At 71.3% G+C, this 22511-nt stretch carries 12 protein-coding genes; 3 read left to right on the top strand and 9 right to left on the bottom strand.

Translation table 11 applies throughout. The features are described from left to right. The first annotated feature begins 192 nt into the window (after window positions 1-192). On the top strand, window positions 193-813 hold the full coding sequence (gene relB, locus HBB12_RS09115) for a type II toxin-antitoxin system RelB family anti-toxin (RefSeq protein ID WP_236989052.1): 621 nt from the start codon (window positions 193-195) through the stop codon (window positions 811-813). An 11-nt stretch (window positions 814-824) separates the two neighbouring features. Here the strand turns inward: relB and HBB12_RS09110 are convergent, their stop codons facing one another. The 7 genes from HBB12_RS09110 to HBB12_RS09080 all read right to left on the bottom strand — a co-directional run bounded on the left by HBB12_RS09110 (window position 825) and on the right by HBB12_RS09080 (window position 6847). Continuing rightward, entirely contained in the window at window positions 825-1169 is a 345-nt protein-coding gene (locus HBB12_RS09110; protein ID WP_236989051.1) for an HVO_A0114 family putative DNA-binding protein, read from the bottom strand. Next, entirely contained in the window at window positions 1166-1378 is a 213-nt protein-coding gene (locus tag HBB12_RS09105) for a toxin-antitoxin system TumE family protein (RefSeq protein WP_442919350.1), read from the bottom strand. The genes HBB12_RS09110 and HBB12_RS09105 overlap by 4 nt, the downstream gene beginning before the upstream one ends. Before the next feature lie 263 nt (window positions 1379-1641). Then, window positions 1642-2241, bottom strand: coding sequence for an ABC-type transport auxiliary lipoprotein family protein (locus HBB12_RS09100; RefSeq protein WP_236989050.1), 600 nt, complete (start codon window positions 2239-2241; stop codon window positions 1642-1644). A 119-nt stretch (window positions 2242-2360) separates the two neighbouring features. Continuing rightward, window positions 2361-3440, bottom strand: coding sequence for an MlaD family protein (locus HBB12_RS09095; protein ID WP_236989049.1), 1080 nt, complete (start codon window positions 3438-3440; stop codon window positions 2361-2363). A 128-nt stretch (window positions 3441-3568) separates the two neighbouring features. After that, the gene (locus HBB12_RS09090; RefSeq protein ID WP_236992711.1) at window positions 3569-4417 is read right to left on the bottom strand and encodes an ABC transporter ATP-binding protein; all 849 of its coding nucleotides are present in this window, start codon (window positions 4415-4417) and stop codon (window positions 3569-3571) included. Window positions 4418-4441: 24 nt separating this feature from the next. Then, on the bottom strand, window positions 4442-5524 hold the full coding sequence (locus HBB12_RS09085) for an ABC transporter permease (protein WP_236992710.1): 1083 nt from the start codon (window positions 5522-5524) through the stop codon (window positions 4442-4444). A gap of 156 nt (window positions 5525-5680) precedes the next feature. Then, the gene (locus HBB12_RS09080; protein ID WP_236989048.1) at window positions 5681-6847 is read right to left on the bottom strand and encodes an MFS transporter; all 1167 of its coding nucleotides are present in this window, start codon (window positions 6845-6847) and stop codon (window positions 5681-5683) included. Window positions 6848-7042: 195 nt separating this feature from the next. On the opposite strand from HBB12_RS09080, the gene HBB12_RS09075 reads away from it, so the two are divergent. Continuing rightward, entirely contained in the window at window positions 7043-7900 is an 858-nt protein-coding gene (locus tag HBB12_RS09075; RefSeq protein WP_236989047.1) for a hypothetical protein, read from the top strand. An 88-nt stretch (window positions 7901-7988) separates the two neighbouring features. Continuing rightward, window positions 7989-8429: a DUF1489 family protein gene (locus HBB12_RS09070; protein WP_236989046.1), complete on the top strand. Its 441-nt coding sequence runs from the start codon at window positions 7989-7991 to the stop codon at window positions 8427-8429. Window positions 8430-8630: 201 nt separating this feature from the next. Here HBB12_RS09070 and HBB12_RS09065 read toward each other — a convergent pair whose 3' ends face one another. Together HBB12_RS09065 and HBB12_RS09060 are read right to left on the bottom strand one after the other, a co-directional pair. After that, a complete protein-coding gene (locus tag HBB12_RS09065) occupies window positions 8631-10400 on the bottom strand; it encodes a sulfotransferase family protein (RefSeq protein WP_236989045.1) in 1770 nt (589 codons plus the stop codon). Between the two features lie 1315 nt (window positions 10401-11715). Then, a complete protein-coding gene (locus HBB12_RS09060; protein WP_236989044.1) occupies window positions 11716-22401 on the bottom strand; it encodes an apolipoprotein A-IV repeat region-like domain-containing protein in 10686 nt (3561 codons plus the stop codon). Window positions 22402-22511 lie beyond the last annotated feature (110 nt).

Below are 22511 nucleotides of genomic sequence, written 5' to 3'. Positions count from 1 at the left end.
CGCCCATCCCGCGATTGCGTTTGATGGAGCGTACGGACGTTCGGAATGCGGAACGCCGTGCGGTGATCTAGAGCATTCCACGATCGCGCAGCAATCGTGGAATGCTCTAGGTTTTTGATTTTGCCGCATTTTCTACGACGAACCGGTATCCACTTCGTCGGAAAATGCTCAAGCGGGGTTCAAGGGCGGGCGATGGGCGTCGAGCGGGGGCGGGAGCGCGGCAAGGACCTGTTGACCGGGGCACAGGTGCTGTCGGGGCAGCTCGGCAAGACCATCCAGCGCCTGCGCAAGGCCTACAACCTGTCGCTCTCGGAGCTGGCCGAGCAGTCGGGCGTCGCGAAGTCGATCATCAGCCAGATCGAGCGCAACGAGACCAACCCGACCCTGGCGACGATCTGGCGCCTGAGCCAGGCCCTCGACGTCTCGATCGAGCGGGTGCTCGCCACCGGCGACGAGGAACCCTTCATCGAGAAGTCGTCCCGGGCCGACACGCCGATCCTGGTCTCCGACGACGGACGGATGCGGCTCGCGATCATCGGCTGGATCAAGACCGTCGAGTGGCTGCAATGGTACGACCTCTCGGCCGATCCCAACGGGGTGCTCGATTCGGATGCCCACCAGCGCGGCTCGGTCGAGTGCCTGTCGGTCACCGAGGGCGAGTTCGAGGTCGACGTGGCCGGCGCTGTCCAGCGGGCCCGGGCCGGCGAGACCCTGCGCTACCGCTGCGACCGTCCCCACACCGTGCGCTGCGTCAGCGACACGACCGGGCGTGCCATCATGGTGGTGATCATGAAGGCGGCGGTGATGGAGTGAGGGTGTAGCCCTCAGGCGGCCCGGCCCATCGTGAAATCGACATGGACCGAATCGAACGGGAAGCTGATCCGGTCCTCCGGTCCCGCCTGGACGACGCCGGCCTTCCGCAAGGCCCCGATATCCGCCCGCACCTCGTCCACGTCGCGCCCGACCAGATCCGACAGGACCGCGAGTGGCAGAGGCTCACGGCCGACCAGGGCGCGCAACAGCTCCCAACGGCGCGGTGTCATCACGGTCCAGAGCAGCTCGACCGAGGCGAAGGAGATGACGGCGCCCTGCGGCTCGCCGCGGAACGCCGCACTCAGCCGGGCTTGCACCTCGGTGATCCCGGAGACCCCAATGGTCACGGTTCTCATCTTGGCCTCCTCCAGGCCTCCACATCGCGCCAGAACGCGGCGAGCAGATTATTGACGCCGGTGAACGCAAAAGGAAGCTCGTCGGCACCGATGTGCTTATGGTCACCCTTGCCAGCCTCATTGCCGTAGCGCAGCACGCACCGCTCTTCCACGATGAGAGCGAGACGGTACTTGAAGCTGTGTCCGCTGCCGACAACCGGACGGGGCACCCGCCAGACGACGAGCTCTGCGAACGTATCATACCAACGGCCCAAGATGCTGACGCATCGGGCCGTTGAACCATCTCGAATTTTCGACACCAAGCCAAAGGCTTGGCGAAAATTCGAGAACGGAACCAAAGGTCGTTTTCAACGACCGTTGGTATCAGGCGCCAGGATAAAGCGCTCCCGGAGGAGAAGCACGGCCTTCATATCGGCGAAGTTGCCGCAACGGCACCAAAAGGGCAATTCCCATTATTGGCTGAACGTCGCCCTCACCCCCCGGCATTGATCCACCGTACCAGATCTGCCAGCACCATCGACAAGGCCCGGTCCAGCCCGTTCGCCGCCACCGCCGCGTTCACCTCCGCTACCGGGACCCGGGCCTGGAACACACGGGCGGCCACCACCGTGCCGCTGCTCTCCTGAACCAGCTTGGCCGAGAGATCGACCACCGCCTCGCGGGTGCCGGCATTGATGTCGAAGGCGCGCAACTCGGTGATCAGCACCGTATCGGCCGCGACCTTGTCGCCAGGGCGGCTGACGGATTTCAGCCGGTTGGCGTTCTCGAGGCTCTGGATCACCCGGGTCTGGACGAGGCGCGGCAGCCGGTCGGCCCATTGGCCGCCGCCGAGGAACGACACCGACCCGCCGGGCTCGCGCACGATGATCCGGTCGGCCTCGAAGGGCTGCAGCCCGACCGGCTCGGCCACCACGATCGAGCGCCGCGCGGCGCCGCTGCGGGCCGCCCCCGGCAGGGCGGTGAGATCGAACGTCGTCGGCACGGCGCCGCTGCCGCAGGCGCCGAGGAGCAGGGCGAGCCCGGCGGCGAAGAGGCCGGGAAGCCAGCGCGGGGAAGGAGCCTTGAGGAGCATGGGAGCGGACGGACCGGAAGGCGGGGCCGGGACGGGCCCGGAAGCTTGAGCAGAGGCGAAGGGACAACGCCCGTCCGGGCGCAGCGGTGCAACCGCCGCGAGGCTGCACTGCAACATGGTCAGCGACCGTTGTATTCGGGCAACGACGGCTTGCCGCCGAAGATCACCTGGGACGGATCGCGCTCAATCTTGCGCACGGCGCTGTTGAGGCTGTTGAGGGTGCGCTGGCCGTCGGTCGACAGGGTCTGGACCTCGCGCCGGCCGGCGCCGCTGAGGCGGCTGACGCTCGAGGTCAGGGTGGCGGTGCGCTTGTCGAGATTCTCCGACATGGTGCGGAAGGCCCGGCCCGCCTCGCGGATCGAGATCGCGGCCTCGCGCACCTCCGCGAAGGTGCTCTTGCCGGCATCCCCCGAGGCCGAGCCGAGGAAGCCCTCGGCGCCCTTCAGCACCGCGTCGAGCCGGTCGGCGGAGGCGCTGAGCTTGCCCGCGAGCAGCCTGGCATCGTGCACGCCCGCCTGAACGTCGGGCGAGGCGGCGGCGAGCGCCGAGGAGAACTTGTCGGCATTGTCGATCAGGCTCGCGAGCTTGCGCCCGTCCACCGCCTTGGTCAGCGCGTCGAGGGCCGGCGCGCTGTCGCCGAGCGTCTTGGAGAACCGCTCGACATTGGCGAGCGTGCGGTTGATCGCCCCCTCGTTGCCGGCGACCACCCGGTCGAGGCGCTGGAGCATGTCGTCGGCGCGCTGCGCGATGGTGCGGGCCGCCGCCATCAGGTCCTGGATGTCGGAGGCGTCGGCGAAGATCGTCGGGACCGGATCGTTGTTGGTCGGGGCGAGCGGCGGCGCATCGGCGCTGCCGCCGGTGAGCGCGATCGAGGCGACCCCGGTCAGCATCGTCATGTCGAGGCGGGCGCGGGTATCGGCGCGCAGGGGCGTGCCGCGATTGACCTCGACGATCGCCGTCACCCGGCGCGGGTCCTGCGGCAGCAGCCGCACGTCGGTCGCCTCGCCGACCCGGATGCCGTTGAAGGTGACCACCGCCCCCTTGGCCAGTCCCCCGACGCCGCCCGAGAACACGACGCGCACCGGCATCCGGGCCTGGTTCGACGAGGAGCCGCGCAGCCAGAACGCGAAGGCGAAGCCGAGCGCGATCACCGCCAGCGTGAAGGCCCCGATCAGGACGTTGTTGGCGCGGGTTTCCATGCCTTAACGGTTTCCGTGCTCGTGCGGGGCGAAGGTCGGAGGAGAGACGATCCGCGACGCCCCCGTGGCATGGCTCATCCTGCCAAGCTTAAGAGAGGCCGCGCGGCTGGCAGGTGCGGGAGCGCACATCAGGCGATTCCCTCCACGATCCCGCGGGATGAAGCCTCCCCGGATACCGGGGACATCGCGGGCACCACGATCGAGCGGGCGCGCTTGCCGTGGAAATAGGAGCGCAGCCACGGATGATCCGAGGCCAGCATGGCCTCGATCGGCCCCTCGGCGATGATCTGGCCGTCGCCGAGCGCCGCGATGCGGTCGCAGGCGGTGTAGAGGCTGTCGAGGTCGTGGGTGACCATGAACACGGTGAGCCCCAACGTGCGCTGGAGGGTCGCCACCAGCTCGTCGAACTCGCCGGCGCCGATCGGGTCGAGGCCGGAGGTCGGCTCGTCGAGGAACAGCACCTCCGGGTCGAGGGCGAGCGCGCGGGCGAGCGCCGCGCGCTTGATCATGCCGCCGGAGAGTTCGGAGGGCAGCTTGTCGGCGGCGTCGGGCTTCAAGCCGACCATCTCGATCTTGAGCCGGGCGAACTCGTCGAGCAGGCGCTCGGAGAGCTTCAGGTGCTCGCGCATCGGCACCTGGATGTTCTGCTTGACCGTGAGCGCGGAGAACAGCGCGCCCTGCTGGAACAGCACGCCCCAGCGCCGCTCGATCACCCGGCGTTGCGCGAGGCTCAGGCGGTCGACGTCCTCGCCGAACACCTCGATCGTGCCGAAGCGCTTCGGCACGAGCCCGAGCAGCGTGCGGGTGAGCACCGACTTGCCCTGGCCGGACGGCCCGACGAAGCCCAGGATCTCGCCCCGGCGGATGTCGAGGTTCAGGCCCTTGAGCACCGTGCGGTCGCCGAACGCGACCACGAGGTCGCGCACGCGGATGATCGCGTCGCGGCTCGGATGGTCGGGAGAGGTGGGGCTCGTGATCGCCAAGGGTTGGGGCTGCCTCGCTCAGAAATCGATGGCCGCGAAGAACACCGCGAAGAGTCCATCGAGGACGATGACCATGAAGATTGACTTGACGACTGAGGCGGTGACGTGGCGGCCGAGCGACTCGGCCGAGCCCTCGACCATGAAGCCCTCGACCGAGGCGATGATGCCGATGATGAGCGCCATGAACGGCGCCTTGATCAACCCGATGAGGAGGTGGCGAAAGCCGATGGCGTTCTGGAGCCGGAAGGTGAACGCTTCGAGCGACAGGCCGCCATAGAGGAACGAGGTCATGGCGCCGCCGGCGAGCGCCGCGAGGTCGGCCAGGAAGGCGAGCAGCGGCAGGGCGAACATGAGGGCGAGGATGCGCGGGACGATCAGGATCTCGATCGGGTCGAGGCCCATGACCCGCAGGGCATCGACCTCCTCGCGCATCCGCATCGAGCCGATCTCCGCCGTGAAGGCCGAGCCGGAGCGCCCCGCCACCATGATCGAGGTCAGGAGCACCCCGAGCTCGCGCAGGGTCAGGATGCCGATCATGTTGACGACGTAGCTCTGGGCGCCGAAGCGCTGGAGCTGGATGATGCCCTGCTGGGTGACGATGCAGCCGACCAGGAACGAGATCAGCATGATGATCGGCGCGCCGCGCAGGGCGATCTGCTCGACCTGGTTGACCAGAGCCGGGCCGCGGAAGCTGCGCGGTCGGGCGAGCACCCGCAGGCAGCCCGCCACCACCTCGCCCAGGAAGGCGAGGCCGGCCAGGCCCTGGTGACCGAGGCTGCGCATCCCCGAGCCTAAGCTCGCCACCGGATCGAGGGGGTGGAAGCGCCGGCGCCGCGCTGCGGGCCCGGCCTCGCGATAGGCGACCTCGCGCAGGAGGATCAGGTGCTCGGGCGCGGCGCCGGCGTAAGCGGTGCCGGCGGGAAGCGCCGCGCGGGTCCGCTCCAGCACCCAGGCGCCGAGCGTGTCGAGCCGGGCCAGGCCCGAGAGGTCGATGACGAGCGGGCTATCGGCCGCCAGCATCGCGGCGGACGCGGCCTCGACGGCGGGGCCCTGGTCGGCGGTCCAGCGGCCGGCGAGGCGCGCGGCGACGCCGTCGCGCATGCGCTCGACCGCGACGCGGGCCGGATCGGCCCCCCGCGTGGTGGGTGCGGTCGGCACGGGCCGGCCTCCCTCGTTCGCCTAAAAAGAATCCCCTCGGGCCGGTCCTATACCCCGTCATGCTAACAATTCGCAAACCATGGGCGCCCGGGCCGCAACTCAACGTCGAGCGGCCCGCGACGCGGCCAGCGTCAGGGCGAGGCCGATCCCGGCCACCGGCAGCATCAGCCCGAAGGCGAGGGCGCCGCCGCCGGCCCGGTAGGCCGCCCCGCTCGCCAGGGTGGCGGAGGCCGAGGCGAGGGCGGCACAAGCCGCGTAGACCCCTTGCGCCGCGCCGCGTCCGCCCTCGGGGGCGAGCCGCGACAGGGCCGCCATGGCGCCGAGCTGCGTCGCCCCGAAGGTCAGGCCGTGCAGGGCCTGCAGCGGCACCACCAGGGCCGGCAGCCCGGACACGGCGAGCAGCCCGGCCCAGCGCAGGAGCGCCGCCGCGGCCCCGAGACCGAGGAGGCGGAACGGCGCGTCGCGGAAAGCAGGCACGCGGCCGATGACGGCGAAGAACGCGATCTCGGCGACGACGCCGACGCCCCAGGCGAGGCCGGTCGTCGCCGGCGCCAGGCCGAGCCCGACCCAGTGGATGGACCCGAAGGCGTAGACCGCCGCGTGGCTCGCCTGGATCGCCGCCCCGGCCGCGATGGCGAGCCACAGGGCCACAGGCAGGCGCACCCGCCCGGCCGTGCGGGGACGCGGCGGGCCACCCGGCACCCGGCGGAGCAGGAAGGCGGCGCCGCAGGCCGAGGCCAGCTCCAGCCCGGCGAGGAAGCCCGGGATGCTGCCGGTCCCCATGATCCCGAGGAGCCAGCCGCCCAGCAGGCTCGCCGCCAGGAAGCCGAGCGAGCCGCCGAGCCGGATCCGGGCATAGTCGAGCCGCGGATCGCGCCGCACCGCCGCGAGGCTCTGGTAGTCGAGGGACGGCACGAGGGGCGCCCCTCCGACGGCGTTGAGGGCGATGACGACCGCCAGGACCGGCCAGCCGAGGGACGCGGAGGCCGGCATCAGCGCGTAGGTCGCGGCGAGGCATAAGCTTCCGGCGACCATGAGCCGGCGCGCCGGGACGCCGCAATCGATCAGGCCGAGGAGCGGCGCCGTGACGGCGATCCGGACCAGGATCGGCAGAGCGACGAGCGCCCCGATCAGCTCCGGCCCGAGGCCGAGGCCGGCGAGCCAGAGCGGCATGAACGGCATCGCCACGCCGATGCCGGCGAACACCGCCGCGTAGAGCAGGGCGAGGCGCGGGCCGTCGCCGAGGAGGAGCGGGGGAGGCGGCACGGGGATGGGGGGCTTGTTTCGGAAAAGGCCGGGGCGGATCGAATCAGTCCGCCCGGGGCGGGCCTGGCGTAAGCCGCCGTTAACGCCGGGATGTCAAGCGTAAACACCGATACGCCTCCGGGCGACGCCGCTGCGCCGCCACGGCGAAGCGGCGATGACAGGGCAGGTGAGATGGCCGGGACCCCTTCGCTCCCCATGCCGCGGGAAGAGTACGACGTCATCGAAGGCGCGATGCTGGAGACGGCGCGCGGGCGCTGGTTCCTCGGCGAATACGCCAAGCGCAACCGCTCCGCCGATACCGACGTGCTGCTCCAGGCGATCGGCCGGCTCGAGAACGCGGTGGTCGGCGAGCGCGGCCCGTCCGGGATGGAACGCCTGCGCTTCGACCTGATCGAGATGGCGAAAGCCATCAGCCGCACCAAGTCCGAGATCGCGGCGATCCATACCCCCGACCAGGACCAGAGCCAGCTCGGCGCCGCCTCCGAGGCGCTGGACGGCATCGTGCGCACCACCGAGCGCGCCACCTCCGACATCCTCCAGGCCGCCGAGGAGGTGCAGGAGGTCGCCTGGACCCTGCGCGAGACCGGGGCCGACAGCCGCGTCTGCGACCGCCTCGACCAGAACGCGACCCAGATCTACACCGCCTGCTCGTTCCAGGACCTGACGGCGCAGCGCACCAGCCGTATCGTCAACACCCTGCGCTACCTCGAGCAGCGCCTGACCGCGATGATCGAGATCTGGGCCAGCGAGGACGACCCGCCGGCCCCGGCCGCGCAGCGGACCGAGGTGCCGCAGACCACCCTCGACCAGAACGACGTCGACCAGATCGTGGCGACCGGCAAGGACGACGATCGGCCCCGGAGCGAGGAACCGGCGCCGCGCCTGCGCCTGGTCGAGCCGGCGATGCCCGACGACGACATCGCCTTCGTGCCGGTGCGCGAGCCGGTCCGCGAGGAACCGGCGGCCCTGGCCGAGGATGCGATGGCGCTGGAGGATGCCTTCGCGGAGATCGACGATCTCGCCCTCGACGAGAAGCTCGCCCGCTTCACCTGAGGCGTCTCGGCGCGGGGCGCGTGCCCTCGCGGCGCCACCATTGCCCCGCAGGGAGCCCGTCTCCCTCCCTCCTCGACGCCCGGCCGCGATGTCCCTTCACCTCCTCAAGCTCTGCGTCGGCTGCGACTCCATCGCCGACCTCGAGGAGTGGATCGCCGCCCGCCGGGCCGAGGCGACGCGGCTGGGCCGCCCGCACGAGCAGGCCCACATCACCCGCATGGTCCCCAAGCGCGGCGACGAGATCGCCGGCGCGGGCTCGCTCTACTGGGTGATCCGCGGCCAGATCGCCTGCCGCCAGCCGGTGCTGGCGATCCGCCCCTTCACCGATGCCGACGGCGTCGGCCGCTGCCGCCTCGTCCTCGACCCGGAGGTCACCCCGGTCGAGCCCCGGCCGTGCCGGCCGTTCCAGGGCTGGCGCTACCTCGCCCCCAAGGACGCCCCACGCGACATCTCCCGCCACGCCGCCGGCGACCTCGCGGCGATGCCGGAGACGATGCGGCGGGAGCTGGCGGCGTTGGGGCTGCTCTGACCAGGCTGTTCCCGCAGTGCCTGACTGACGGGCCGGGCGCATGGTCGCAGCACGGTCGGGGCACCGGGGGATACCGAATCCAGACAATGGCTTCCGAACTTCGTATCATATGCCGGCGCGGCGACGTGCAGCTCCCCGTAACTGAACGACGACGAAATCGACATCGCGAAACGAACGGCTGGATTTCTCATATCGTCAAATTTAACCGCACACGATGTTCGATAATATGGCACAAATGTCCCTATCGTCATCCGAATCTCGAACCGACGAAGGTCTGTGAGATTTGTCGGCTGCGATTTTTATCTTAAATATTTCATTTTCATTTATTTTTACCTCACAATCAAACCGGCTCACGCCCGATTCGACAACCCGCCACAAGAAGTTCTCGCCCTGTATGACGAGAGATAAATTTATTTCTTTGTATAAATCAATTAATTCATCGATTATATATATTTCGATGGTGATTTTCGTGATATACTTGCCAGCGTGCAATATGAAGGCCGATCGTCTCGCGAGCCAGCGATCGTTGTAAAATCCTTCTGAACACACGACTTTCACGGTATCGAACTCGTATGTCTCCGTGCCGCGCCCACCTAATTGCAGATCACTCGGCGCGACTCTCATATCGTATCCGTAAAAAGATAGATTGTCGGCCATGATCGCCGTCATCGTAGTTTTCTCGACGTCATCGAAGACACGGCGATATCCACCAACACGCCCGCTTTGCCTCGGCAGATCTGGGCCTTTTTGATGATCGCCGAACGCTTCCAATGCAGAATTATTAATAATATCTTTTAACAGCCTGTCGTCGGCAGGGTACCCAGCAAAACTCACCACCCTGCGAAACACGGAGATATCCCGAATTCGCAGATCTTCGTACCTAATCGTCAGCACCCGCTCGCCATCGTGATCGGCACAGGCCTTTCTCACAACATTTGTATGCCAATTCCACTGATGTGCGTAGTAGCCGACTGCGTTACGCCGCAGCTGCACATCTTGTGTTTCAGCCAAAATCCGGGAGGCGAACGGAGAAAACCGTGACCGGATCACGTCTCTCCCGTCCCGCACGAGATGGATCGCACGGGATCGGGGCGTCGCCCGTAACAACAGGTCGGAGGCATGCCCCTCATTCGGCGCCTTCAGGACAACCCTGTCGTACCCCTCCACACCCCAATGCAACATGACGTGCTTAAAAATAATATCTCTTATGCTCTCTATCAGCATATCATGAGTGCGCTCATTGAAAATAGATTCGTGCCGTTGGTACCCTTCGATCATAGTTCTTTTAAATACAGACCCTCGAATTTTCTCCTGATCGAAATGAGGACTCGACGGAAAATCGTCTTCGTAGGACGCGAATATTTTTGAATCCAGATACATGTAATGTTCGGGCTCCACCTCGAAAGCGCCGAGAATTCGCCCTATGTTCATTTCGTCGATCGGCCGATACCCGGTCTCGAGTCCGCCTTTCTGCTTGTTGAAAGCAGGGATAGCACCTAATATATCATGAGCAAGCCACGTCGTCCCGGCTCGTGGAGACCCGAAAATCCAGATATATTTTTCTTCGAGCTCTTCAACAATAGCGGAAAAATTTCCGACGCCAACGTCGATTTTTAAATCGAAAGCTTCGTCGAGCGGGCCGCCGCAAAATTCGAACTCCATAGCGAATTCCGATCCGCCGCAGATCAGATTGCGGTTTAACAATATTTGATGAATGTTATAGTTGTTCGAAAAAATCCTCTTATCCAGGATAGAATTACCTTGAATTATCCTCCAGTATATTTTTATATTGGCATCATTCTTGCAAATCTCGATCAATTTATCGGAGACAATAGAAAATACGACGACATCGCGATCAAGCGAAGAACTTAAACTTTTAAGGACACGACTGCTGAGACTGAAACTGAAGCGCGGCGTTTGCGGCGGAAATATTTTCGCCGAAATATAATCAACGTACTCTATCTTAGTCAAATTAAAGCTCCACACACAATAGCATCAGACCGATTGACGATTGCAGCCGATTGGCATCTTGACTTGTTTAGATATTAACAATATTTACGAACTTGCTGAGCGAACTCCATGGCTAAATTTTCCTAGACATACAACGATCCACAACGACAGTCACTAACTCTGCGAAACACACCTCACACTCATCCGATCTGTCAAAGCGCCCGATAGTACCTGCGTCGCACAGGTTAGTTCCTAGGTCTTAGCCCGTCAACCGCGCGCCGATTCTATCGGATCGTTCTGTCTCGCGACTTTTTCGGTGACCGGCGCATCCCTGCCGGATCGTCTCTCGTTCCGAGTGGACGTTCACGGTCCGCGGCGTGCCACGATCCCGGGCCGCCCGATCGGCGGAGTGACATTTCGTTGCGTGAATCGGGACCACGGCGATGGCGTCCGGGTTCGACGGCCCGATCAAGCGCGCCGTGTCGTACGCTTTCCGATTGATCGCTTCGCGATGCGGAAAGCGGCTTCGCTCAAGTGTGTGAAGCCCACGGCTTCACCGCGCGGGCTGGTGATACGAGATCCGGAAGTGATCTTCCTGATCTCGTGTGATCAGCCCACACTCCAGCGATGCAAGCCCCGGTGGCACGGCCTCGCACGGGCGGCCGCCACGATGCTGAACGCCCACGGCCTCCGACGGATGGATACGACTGCGTCGTCGCAATATGGTGCCGAACCGATCGACATGCGTCACGGCTGGATCATCCGTGTCCCACACTCCGATCGATCCCGATGCCGTGAGGGAGCGAGGGACCGTCGAGGCCCCTGCCCGGGACCTTTGCCTCGAACGCCGCCATGCGCCCACCCACCCCCGTCTCCAGCGTCCGGACGATTCAGGCGCAGCGGCTTTGCTTGGCGATGGCCCCGAAGAGCAACCTGTCCGGTGCCCTCTTGCCGTCACCCGGGCAGGAGAGACCATCCGCCGCGGCCGGTCACGCCGCGAGAACCGGCAGGCCTGCCAGAGCCAGGGAGGGGAGGCGGGATCGAACTCCCATGACGTCTCCCCGCGCGGTGAGAAGGACCGCGCCGGCCGCCGGATCGCCCGAGAGGCCGTCAATCCGCATACGATCCCCCGATATCATGGTCGAAGCCTGTGTCCGCCCCGCCGATGTTGCGGCTTTGCAGCGTGAAAGCTCTGCCACGAAAAGAGCAGGCGCCGGATCCCTTTCGTCCCACGCCAGGATCGTCGGAGAGCAGCTGTCGCCTCCGAAGAAGACCCCTCTCGATCGGCTCGATCGGAGGGGCCTTCGTCACGTCGGAGTGGGGTGTTCGGCGAGGCTCACGCCCCTTCGAACCGCCCGCTGGCATGGGCCAGCATCGTGTAGACCTTGCCGCTCTCCGAGGTGAGATAGGCGTTGGCCCGGCGCGGGTCCTTGTCGGCGCGGGAGACCTCGCCGAGCAGGCGCTCGAATTCCCGCACGTAGTGGTCGACGGTCCGGCGGAAATCCGGCTCGGCGCGGTAGCGGCGGCGGATCTCGTCGAAGGTCTTCTGGCCCTCCGCCGTGTAGAGGCGGCGGGTGAACAGGTCCGTCTCGCCGCGGCGATAGCGCTCCCACAGGTCCACCGCGGCGGCGTGCTCGATCATCCGGGCGATGTTGCTGGAGATCGAGTCGATCGCCGCCGCACCGGCCCGGTCGGCATCGGACGCTTGGCCGGAACCCTGGCCCGACTTGCCCTGACCGGCCTTGCCGGTATCGGGCTTGCCTTGGTCCGACTTGCCTTGATCCGACTTGGAGGCCACCGCCTTGCCGGCGGCCGGCCCCTGATCCTCGTCCTCCTGCGAGGCGCGGATGAGGAGGTCGGAGAGCCAGCCGCCGGCCCCGGCGCCGGCACGGGGTGCGTCGCGCCGAGCCTCGCCGGCGGGCCGGTTCGCGGCCTGTGGCGCGGCCGGGTGGGCCGCTCCCTGAGCCGGACGGGCTGGCCCCTGGACCAGACGAGCCTGGGCCGGAGCGACAGCCGGGGCCGACTGAGCCGGAGCCACGGACGCCGAAGCAGCAGGCTTGGGCGCCGACGGCTTGACGGCTGGAGCATGGGTCGGGGCCGGTTGGGCCTGGGCTTGCGCCGGGGCCTGCGGCTTCTGGGCCGCCTGCGCCACGGACGCCGGACGGCCCGCTTCCGCGGCGCGGGGCTGTGCCAGGGGTTGCGCGACGTCGACCGCGCGGGGCGAGCGCTGGACCAGGGCCGAGAGCTCGTTCAGGGCCTTGATCTGCTCGGCCACCACCCGGCGCATCTCGCCGGTGGCGTCCTGCGCCTCCTGCGGGATGCTGACGACGCCGCGCTGCAGGTCGCCGCGGATCTCCTCCAGGGTGCGGCGGATCTCGGTCGCCATGCCGCGCATGGATTCCACGGTGCCCTGGAAGCGCTCGGCGGCGTCGCCGAAGGCCTCGCGCATCTCGCCCGAGGCGCCGGCCACCGCCTGGCGGACCGTCTCGGCCGCTCGCTCGCCCTCCTGGCCGGTGCCGGCGCGCAGGCGCTCGAACGCCTCCGTGACGGCGCTGCCGGCCTGGCGGGCGCTGGTCTCGATCTCGCGGCCGAGCGCCTGGGTGCGGGCCTCGATGGTCTTGAGCGTCGCCTCGACCCGGGCGCCGACGCCCTCCGTGGCGGCGGCGAGCGCCGCCGAGCGGGCGTCGATGCTGCCGAGCAGCGCGTCGATCTCGGCCTTGCGCTCGCCCAGCGAGGCGTTGACCCGGCCCTCGGCGCCTTCGAGCGCACCTGCGGCGGCCGTGAGATCGCCGATATGCTGGCGTGCGGTCTCGGTGAGCGCCTTGCCGCGGGCGTCCAGCGTCGCCGCGAGGCCGGAGGCCTGGCGCAACGCTCCCGTCGCCGCGCCCTGGAGCGCGCCGACCTGCTCGGCGACCCGGTCGGAGGCCTTGCCCGTCTCGGTGGCGATCTCGGCGAGCGCCGACTGGATCTCCTGGACCCGGCCCGACAGCCCGCCCTCGATCGCCGACAGGTTCTCGCCGGACTTTCCGACGAGGTCCTGGAGGGCGCCGCAGGCACCCTCGATGCGGCCGATCAGGCCGCCGAGTTCCGCCCCGACGCGCTGGTTGACCTTCGTCAGGGCCTCGACCGCCCGGGCCGCGCCCTGGTCGGCCGCCCGGCGCAGGGTCTCGGCCGCCTCGGAGGACAGGGCCGCCAGCGTCTCGGCACGTTCGCCGAGCGCCGCCACGGCGCCGCCCATCCCCTCGGTCACCGCCCGCTCCAGCGCCTCGCTGCGCTGGGCCAGCACGCTCACCAGCTCGCTGCCGGGGCCCTCGACGAGGTCGCGCAGTTGCGCCACCTGCCGGTCGAGCCCCTCGACCGTCTCGCCGCTCGCCGCGAGCGCCGCCACCAGGGCGCCACCGCGCTGGTCGATGGTCCGCTGCAGCGAGGCGGTGGTCGCGTCGAGCTTCTGCCCGAGGGCGCCGCCGCGCTCGTCGACGATCTGGCGCAGGGCCTCGACCCGCTCGGCGAGGCCGCGATTCAGCTCGTTGCCGCGCCCGTCGATGGTCTGGGTCAGGTCACGGGCGGTCTCGGCGAGCGCCCGGGTGAGGGTGGTGCTGCGCTGGTCGATCAGGGCCGCGAAGGCCGCCGCCCGGCGGTCGAAGCCGGAGCTGAGCTGGGCGCTGCGCTCGTCCACCGCCGCTGCGAGGGCCGCGGAACGCTCGTCCATGGCGCCGTGCAGGCTCGCCACCCGCTCGTCGAGGGCGGCGGTGAGCGCCGCCGTGCGGGCATCGACGAGGGCCGCATAGGCGTCGCTGCGGTCGTCGAAGGCGTCGGCCAGGGCCTCGCCGCGGGCCGCCACCAGGGCCGCGAAGGCGCGCATCCGGCCGTCGATCCGGGCCGTGAAGGCGGCGGAGCGCTCGTCGACGCTGCCCGACAGGGCCTCGGTGCGGGCCTGCATCAGGGCCGCCAGCTCCGCCGCCTTGGCGTCGACCAGCATCCCGAAGGCCGCGGTCCGCTCCTCGACGGTGCCGCCGAGGGCCTCGACGCTCGCCCGCAGCCGCTCGGCCAGGGCCGCGCCGCCGCCGTCGAGCGTCCGGGCCATGACCTCGACCTGCCCGCCGAGCACCGCGTCGAGGGCGGCGCGGCTGCGCTCCAGGGCGCCGGACAGCTCGGCCACGCGGGCATCGAGCAGGGCGGTGAGCGCCGCACCGCGGTCGTCGAAGGTCTCGGCGAGGTCGCTGTTGCGCGAGTCGAGCAGGCCGGCCAGCGCGTCGCCGCCGCTGCGGATCGTCGTGGCCAGCACGTCGATGCGCTCCTGCACCCGGCGGGCGAGCACGTCGCCGGCGCCCGTCAGCTCGGCGAGCGCCCGCTGGCGGCCGTCGATCAGCCGCACCAGGTTGCCGCCGCCCTGCTCGATCGTGCCGGCGATGGCTTCTTCGCGCTCGCGCAGCAGGGCCGCCAGGGCCTCGACGCGATGGTCGAGGGTCTGGGCGAGCGCCGTCCGCTGCCCGTCGAGGGCGTCGCCGAGGCCGGCCTGGCGCTCGGAGAGGAGGCCGGAGACGGCCTGGGCGCTGCGCGACACGGCGTCGCCGAGGGTCGCGACGCGGGATTCGAGCAGGCCGGCGGCCTCCTCGCTCCTGGCCGCGATCAGGCCCGCCAGGGCCTCGCCGCGCCGGTCGAGACTGGTCTCGAGCGCCTGCGACCGGGCCTCGATCAGGCCGTCGAGGTCGCGGAGCGCCGCGTCGACGCGGCCCGACAGCTGGGTGCCGCCGGTCTGCGCCGCCCGGGCGAAGGCCTCGGTGCGGGCATCGAGCATCCCGGCGAGCGCCTGGGCGCGGGCCTCCACCGCCTCGGCGAAGGCCGCGCCGCGGCTCTCGACCAGGTGGTCGAGGGCGGCGAGGCGGTCGTCGAACAGGCCCGACAGGTCGCGGGTGCGGGCATCGAGGGTGCCGACCGCGCGGCCGACCCGCTCCTCCAGGGTAGCGGCCAGCACGTCGCCGCCCTCGGCGATCACGCCGCGCAGGGTGCCGACCCGATCGTCCAGCACGGCCCCGAGGGCGCCGGCCTGGTCGTCGAGGAGGTTGCGCACCGCGACCGAGCGCTGCTCCAGCGCGTCGTGCAGGGCACGGATCCGGTCGTCGAGGCCGGCCTGCATCGCGGAGGACTGGCCGTCGAGGAGGCCGCGCAGGGAGGCGGCCTGCTCGTCGAGCAGGGCGGCGAGCGCCGTACCGCGGTCGCCCAGGGCGGTGCCGAGCCGGCCCGAGCCCTCGTCGAGCACCCGGTCGGCCTCCTCGATGGTCTCGCGCAGCCGGCCGAGCAGGGTCTCGCCGCGCTGGCCGATGAGGTCGGAGAGCGCGTTGCCGCCGCGGTCGAACAGCCGCGCCAGCTCGGTGATGCGGCCGGCGAGCGCGCCGACCACCGCCTGGCCGCGGGCGTCGATCTCCTGCGCCAGCGCCGCGGTGCGCTCGTCGACGAGGCGGGCCAGGCTCTCGCTGCGGCCCTCGAAGGCGGTGCGGATCGCCTCGGCCCGCTGGGCGAGGTCGCGGCTCGCCTCGCCGCTGTGGTTCTCCACGAAGGTGACCAGCTCGCGGGTGCGGGCGCCCAGCTCGTCGTCGAGGCGGCGGGTGCGGCTCTCGATCAGGCTCAGGGCCTCCTCGGCCTTGACGCCGAAGGTCTCCTCCACGACGCGGCCGCGCTCGTCGAGGGCCTGGGCCAGGCCTTCGAGGCGGGCGATGACCCGCTCGTCGAAGCGGGCGGCGCCGGCATCGAGGGAGCGGGTCAGCTCCTCGGTGCGGCGGCCGAGCTCGTCGCCGATCTCGCCGACGCGGGCGGTCAGGGTGTCGCTCATCGCCTGGCTGCGGGCGGTGATGGCGCGGGCGAGCTCGTCGGCGCGGCCGTCGAGGGCCTGGGCGACCTCGCGGCCGCCCTCGGCCATCACCCGGGCCATCTCGCCGGCCCTGACGATCAGGGCCTCGTTCAGCGCCGTGGCGCGGGCGCCGATATGCTGGTCGACATGGGCCACCATGGTGCTGAAGGTGGCGCCGATCTCGGCGGTGCGCTTGGCGGAGCGGTCCTCGAGCGCGCCGAGCTGGGCCTCGACGGCCTCCCGGGCCTCGCGGGTACGCTCGGCGATGGTCTCGGCCACGGCGCGGCCCTGGACCGTGATCAGGCGGTCCATCTCCTCGAGGCGCCCGGAGACGCTCGCGGTGAGGTCGTGGGTGTCGCGCGAGATGCGGTCGGCCAGGATGTCGCCGCGGGCGATCGCGTCCTGGAGCGCCGCGAGGCGGTTGGTCAGCACCTCGTCGATGGCGCGGCCGCCGTTCTCGGCGGCGCTGGCGAGCGCCGTGCCGGTCTTGTCGAGGGCGTCGTTGACCCGGGCGCCCTGGCTCGCCACCGCCGCGACGATGTCGCGGCCGGCAGCAGTGAGGCGGGTCTGCGTCTCCTCGGCGTGCCGGCCGATCATGTCGGTCAGCGCGCGGCCATTGTCCTCGAAGGCCGAGCCGACCTCGGCGAGGCGGGTGTCGAGGGCGCCGGTGGCGGCTTCCGCCGCGAGCGCCAGGGCCGCGGACACGTCCTCGGCCTGGCGCGTCAGGTGCTCGACGGCGCCGCGCAGGGTGGCGTCGGTGGCCTGCGTACGGTCGGCCACCAGGCGGCCGGCCTCTTCCGCGGCGCGGGCGAAGGCGGACGCCGCCGCCAGCGTGCGGGCATCGACCTGCCCGGTCGCCTGCTCGGCCGCAGCAGTGATCGCGGAGGCGATCTCCTCGGCGCGCGCGGCCAGGCCGTCCACGGCGTCGCGCAGGGCGGAGTCGACGGCCTTCGCCCGGTCGCCGAACAGGCGTCCGGCCGCATCCGCGGCTTGCGCGAAGGCCGAGGCTGCCGCGAGCGTCCGCGCGTCGAGGGCGCCGGTCGCCGTCTCGGCCGCGCGGCCGATCGCGAGAGCGGCTTCCTCGGCCCGGCCCGCCAGACCCACCACGGCCCCGTGCAGCGCCGTATCGGCCTCGCCGGCCCGCATGCCGATCACCTGCGCGGCTTCCTCCGCCACCCGGGCGAAGGACGATGCGGCCTCGGCGAGACGCGCCTGCAGCGCACCCGACGCCTCCTCGGCGCCCTGGCGGAACGCCTCGACGCTCTCGGCCGTGCGGGACTCGACCGCACCGGTCGCCGTCTCGGCGGCCCGGCGCAGGACCTCGGCGGCCTCCTCGGCACGAGCCCCCAGTTCGCCGGTCGTCGCGGTGGCGGCCTGCCGGAACAGCTCGGCCGCGGCCTGGCTGCGGGCATCGAGCTCGGCGCCGGTGGTCTCCAGGGTGCGCCGGAAGATGTGCGCCACCTCGACCGTGCGGGTCCCCAGTGCCCCGGTCGCCTGCTCGGCAGCCCGGCGCATGATCTCCGCGGCCTCCGTCGAACGACCCTGGAGCGCGTCGCCGACCGTGTCGGCCGACAAGGTGAGGGCGGCAGCCGCCGCCTCGGCGCGTTCGGCAAGACCCGCCAGCGCGGTCCGCAGCGAGGCGTCGGCGGTCTCGGTGCGCTCGCCGATCAGGCGGCTCGCCTCCTCGGCGGCGGCCACGAAGGCGGCGGCGGCCGACGCCGTGCGCCCGTCGAGGGCTCCGGTGGCGCTCTCGGCGGCGAGCGCGAGCGCCGCAGCGACATCCTCGGCCTGGCGCGTCAGGTGCTCGACCGTGCCGCGCAGGGTCGCGTCGGTGGTCTCAGTGCGCTCGGCCACCAGGCGGCCGGCGTCTTCCGCGGCGCGGGCGAAGGCCGAGGCCGCCGCCAGGGTGCGGGCATCGAAGTGACCGGTCGCCTGCTCGGCGGCCGCGGCGATCGCCGAGGCGACCTCCTCGGCCCGCTCGACCAGGCCGTCGACGGCACCCCGCAGGGTCGCATCGGCCAGGCTCGCGCGCTCGGCCACCAGATGGCCGGCCGCTTCCGCGGCCTGCGCGAAGGCACTCGCCGCCGCCAGCGTCCGCGCGTCGAGGGCACCGGTCGCCGTCTCGGCGGCGCGGCCGATCGCCAGCGCCGCTTCCTCGGCCCGGCCCGCCAGACCCACCACGGCCCCGTGCAGCGCCGTATCGGCCTCGCCGGCCCGCAGACCGATCACCTGCGCGGCTTCCTCCGCCACCCGGGCGAAGGACGACGCGGCTTCCGCGAGACGCGCCTGCAGCGCACCCGACGCCTCCTCGGCGCCCTGGCGGAACGCCTCGACGCTCTCGGCCGTGCGCGCACCGACCGCACCGGTCGCCGTCTCGGCGGCCCGGCGCAGGACCTCGGCGGCCTCCTCGGCACGAGCCCCCAGCTCCCCGGTCGTCGCAGTGGCGGCCTGCCGGAACAGCTCGGCCGCAGCCTGGCTGCGGGCATCGAGCTCGGCGCCGGTGGTCTCCAGGGTGCGCCGGAAGATGTGCGCCACCTCGACCGTGCGGGTGCCGAGCGCGCCCGTCGCCTGCTCGGCGGCCCGGCGCATGATCTCGGCGGCTTCCGTCGAACGACCCTGGAGCGCGTCGCCGACCGTGTCGGCCGACGAGGTGAGGGCGGCAGCCGCCGCCTCGGCCCGCTCGGCGAGGCCGGCCAAAGCGGTCCGCAGCGAGGCATCGGCGGTCTCGGTGCGCTCGCCGATCAGGCGGCTCGCCTCCTCGGCGGCGGCCACGAAGGCGGCGGCGGCCGACGCCGTGCGCCCGTCGAGGGCTCCGGTGGCGGTCTCGGCCGCGAGCGCGAGCGCCGCGGCGACATCCTCGGCCTGGCGCGTGAGGTGCTCGACCGTGCCGCGCAGGGTCGCGTCGGTGGTCTCAGTGCGCTCGGCCACCAGGCGGCCGGCGTCTTCCGCCGCGCGGGCGAAGGCCGAGGCCGCTGCCAGCGTGCGGGCATCGAAGTGACCGGTCGCCTGCTCGGCGGCCGCGGCGATCGCCGAGGCGACCTCCTCGGCCCGCTCGACCAGGCCGTCGACGGCACCCCGCAGGGTCGCATCGGCCAGGCTCGCGCGCTCGGCCACCAGATGGCCGGCCGCTTCCGCGGCCTGCGCGAAGGCACTCGCCGCCGCCAGCGTCCGCGCGTCGAGGGCACCGGTCGCCGTCTCGGCGGCGCGGCCGATCGCCAGCGCCGCTTCCTCGGCCCGGCCCGCCAGACCCACCACGGCCCCGTGCAGCGCCGTATCGGCCTCGCCGGCCCGCAGACCGATCACCTGCGCGGCTTCCTCCGCCACCCGGGCGAAGGACGATGCGGCGTCCGCGAGACGCGCCTGCAGCGCACCCGACGCCTCCTCGGCGCCCTGGCGGAACGCCTCGACGCTCTCGGCCGTGCGGGACTCGACCGCACCGGTCGCCGTCTCGGCGGCCCGGCGCAGGACCTCGGCGGCCTCCTCGGCACGAGCCCCCAGTTCGCCGGTCGTCGCGGTGGCGGCCTGCCGGAACAGCTCGGCCGCGGCCTGGCTGCGGGCATCGAGCTCGGCGCCGGTGGTCTCCAGGGTGCGCCGGAAGATGTGCGCCACCTCGACCGTGCGGGTCCCCAGTGCCCCGGTCGCCTGCTCGGCAGCCCGGCGCATGATCTCGGCGGCCTCCGCCGAACGGCCCTGGAGCGCGTCGCCGACCGTGTCGGCCGACGAGGTCAGGGCGGCGGCCGCCGCCTCGGCCCGCTCGGCGAGGCCGGCAAGTGCGGTCCGCAGGGCGGCGTCGGCGGTCTCAGTGCGCTCGCCGATCAGGCGGCTCGCCTCCTCGGCGGCGGCCACGAAGGCCGCGGCGGCCGACGCCGTGCGCCCATCGAGGGCGCCGGTGGCGCTCTCGGCGGCGAGCGCGAGGGCGGCGGTGACGTCCTCGGCCTGGCGGCTCAGGTGCTCGATCGTGCCGCGCAGGCTCTCGTCGAGGGAGAGGGCGCGGGTCGCGACGCTGCGGCCGGCCTCGTCGGCGGCGCGGGCGAAGGACGCGGCCGCATTCTCGGCCTGCGCGCCGACATGGCCGGTCGCGGCCTCGGCGGCCTCGCGGAAGCGGTCGGCGAGGGCGGCGGCACGGGCGTCGAGATCGGCGCCGATCTCGTCCGCGGTGCGGCGCAGGGCCTCGCCGGCGCCGGCGGTGCGGGCCTCGAAGCCGCCCTGCAGGGTGTCGGCGGCGAGCGCCAGCGCGGCCTGCGTCTCCTGGGTGCGCCGGTCGAGGCCCTCGGCCAGGTCGCGGCTGCGAGTCTCGAACGCGGCGGCCAGCGCACCGAGCGCCTGGCCGATCCGGCCCTCGGCCTCGCCGGTGCGTTCGGCCACCAGGGCGGCGACGCGCTCGCCGGTCTGGTCCAGGCTGCGCTCCAGGCTGCCGCCGTGGCCGACCAGCACCTCCTCGACGCGCCCGATCGTCTCCTCGAGGCGGGACGCGAGGTCGGCGCCGCGCACGCCGAGCGCCTGGGCGGCGTCCTCGACCAGCGTCGAGAGGTCGTCGCGCACCTTCGTCGCGCGGTCGCCGAAGGCCGTGATGACGCCGTCGCTGGCGCGGGCGAGCCCGGCCTCGGCCGCCGCCGCGCGGGTCTCGATCGCCACGGCGACGCCGTTGCCGGCCTCCTCGATCTCCTCGCGGAGCGCGATGCCGCGATCCGAGATATGGGCCGCGATGGCGCTGCCGGAGGCGGCGAAGCGCTCGGTGATGGCGCTGCCGGTCTCGGCGAAACGCTCGGTGAGGTCGGTGCCGCGGGCGAGGAAGCGCTCCTCCAGCCCCTGCGCCGAGCGCTCGAAGGTGTCGCGGACTTGCGCACCCTCGCGGTTGAGGGCCTCGATCACCTCGGCGCCGGTCTCCGCCAGGGTGCGGGCGACGGTGCCGGCATTCTCGGCGAGCGTCCGGGTGAGGAGGCCGCCGGTGCGCTCGAACGCCTCCGTGACCTCGACGGCACGGGTCTCCAGCGCCCGGCTTAAGGAATCGCCGACGGTGCCGAGATCGGCCTTCACGCCGTCGCTGGTGGCGACGAGGCGCTGGACCAGGTCGTCGCCGCGGCCGGCCACCGCCTCGACCACCCGGTCGCCGGCGGCGGCGAGCGCCAGGGTCACGGCCTCGCCGCGGTCGCCGAGAGCCGCCGTGATCGCCTCGCCGCGGGCGCCGAGCGCCGCGGTGACCCGCTCGCCGGCCCCGTCGACCGCCGTGACGATGCGCTCGGCCGCGGTGTCGAGCTCCTGGGTCAGGGTCTGGTGCGAGCCCTGGATCGCGCCACGCACCCGCTCGGCATTGGCGACGATCGTTTCGCGCTGCACCACCAGCTCCTCGACGAGGGAGCGGATGCGGATTTCGTTGTCCGAATAGGCACGCTCCAGGGTCGAGATCTCGCCGCGCACCAGGGTCTCGAGCTCGCCGGCGCGGGCGAGCGCCCGCTCGACGCCATCGCCGACCGCCGCGACCTCGCGGCGGACCGCCTGCGACATGGTCAGGACCGCGTCGGTGGAAAAACCCTCGGGCTCGGCGAGCCGGATCGCCACCTCGCCGACCGCGCGGGCGACGTGGCGCATCTCCTGGGCCCGCACCGCCAGCATGGCGGCGATGAAGAACAGCATCACGGGGGCGAGCACGGCCGCCGCGCCGACCGCGCCCTGGAGGCCGCCGAGACCGGCGGCAAAGCCCCGCAGGTCGCCGCCGGACTGGATCCAGGCGAGCACCGTGAAGCCGGCGAGCCACACGAGGGCGGCGAGACCCGCGACGACATAGGGCGTGCGCGACGGCTCGATGCGCAGGGTCTGCTGCAGGGCCCCGACGCTGCGGCGGTCGTCGTTGGCGACGAGGGAGCGGTCGGGCGGCAGGAGCCCTCCCTCGCGCACGAGACCGCCCTCGCGACGGCCGTCGCGGGAGCCGGGCAGGGGGCTGCCGTCGAAGCCGGGCTCGCGCACGAGGCCGCCATTCGCCAACGGGTCGGACAGGGGGTCGGCATCGTGGATGTCGGGCAGGCGGGGCTCGACCCGGCTGCCGTCGAGGGGATCCGTCGATCGGGCGTCGGGCGAGCGGGGATCCGGTCCTGCCGGATGGTCCAGGTTCAGGGCCTGCTCAATCGCCGACAGCGCCGCTTCCGCCGGATCCTTGAGCTTCTTTTCCGTCGCCATCGAACGCCCCGTTACGCCGTGAACGCCGCCGGGCAGCCCGCGAGGGCCGCCGCGCCGCATCATCCCCGAAGATCCCGCGAAACCCGCGCCGTGCCGCCAGCCGACGCGAT

Source organism: Methylobacterium sp. SyP6R, assembly GCF_019216885.1.
In the GTDB taxonomy this organism is placed as follows: domain Bacteria; phylum Pseudomonadota; class Alphaproteobacteria; order Rhizobiales; family Beijerinckiaceae; genus Methylobacterium.
Note: the sequence above shows the minus strand (reverse complement) of the source record. Positions and strands in the feature narration are given on the sequence as shown.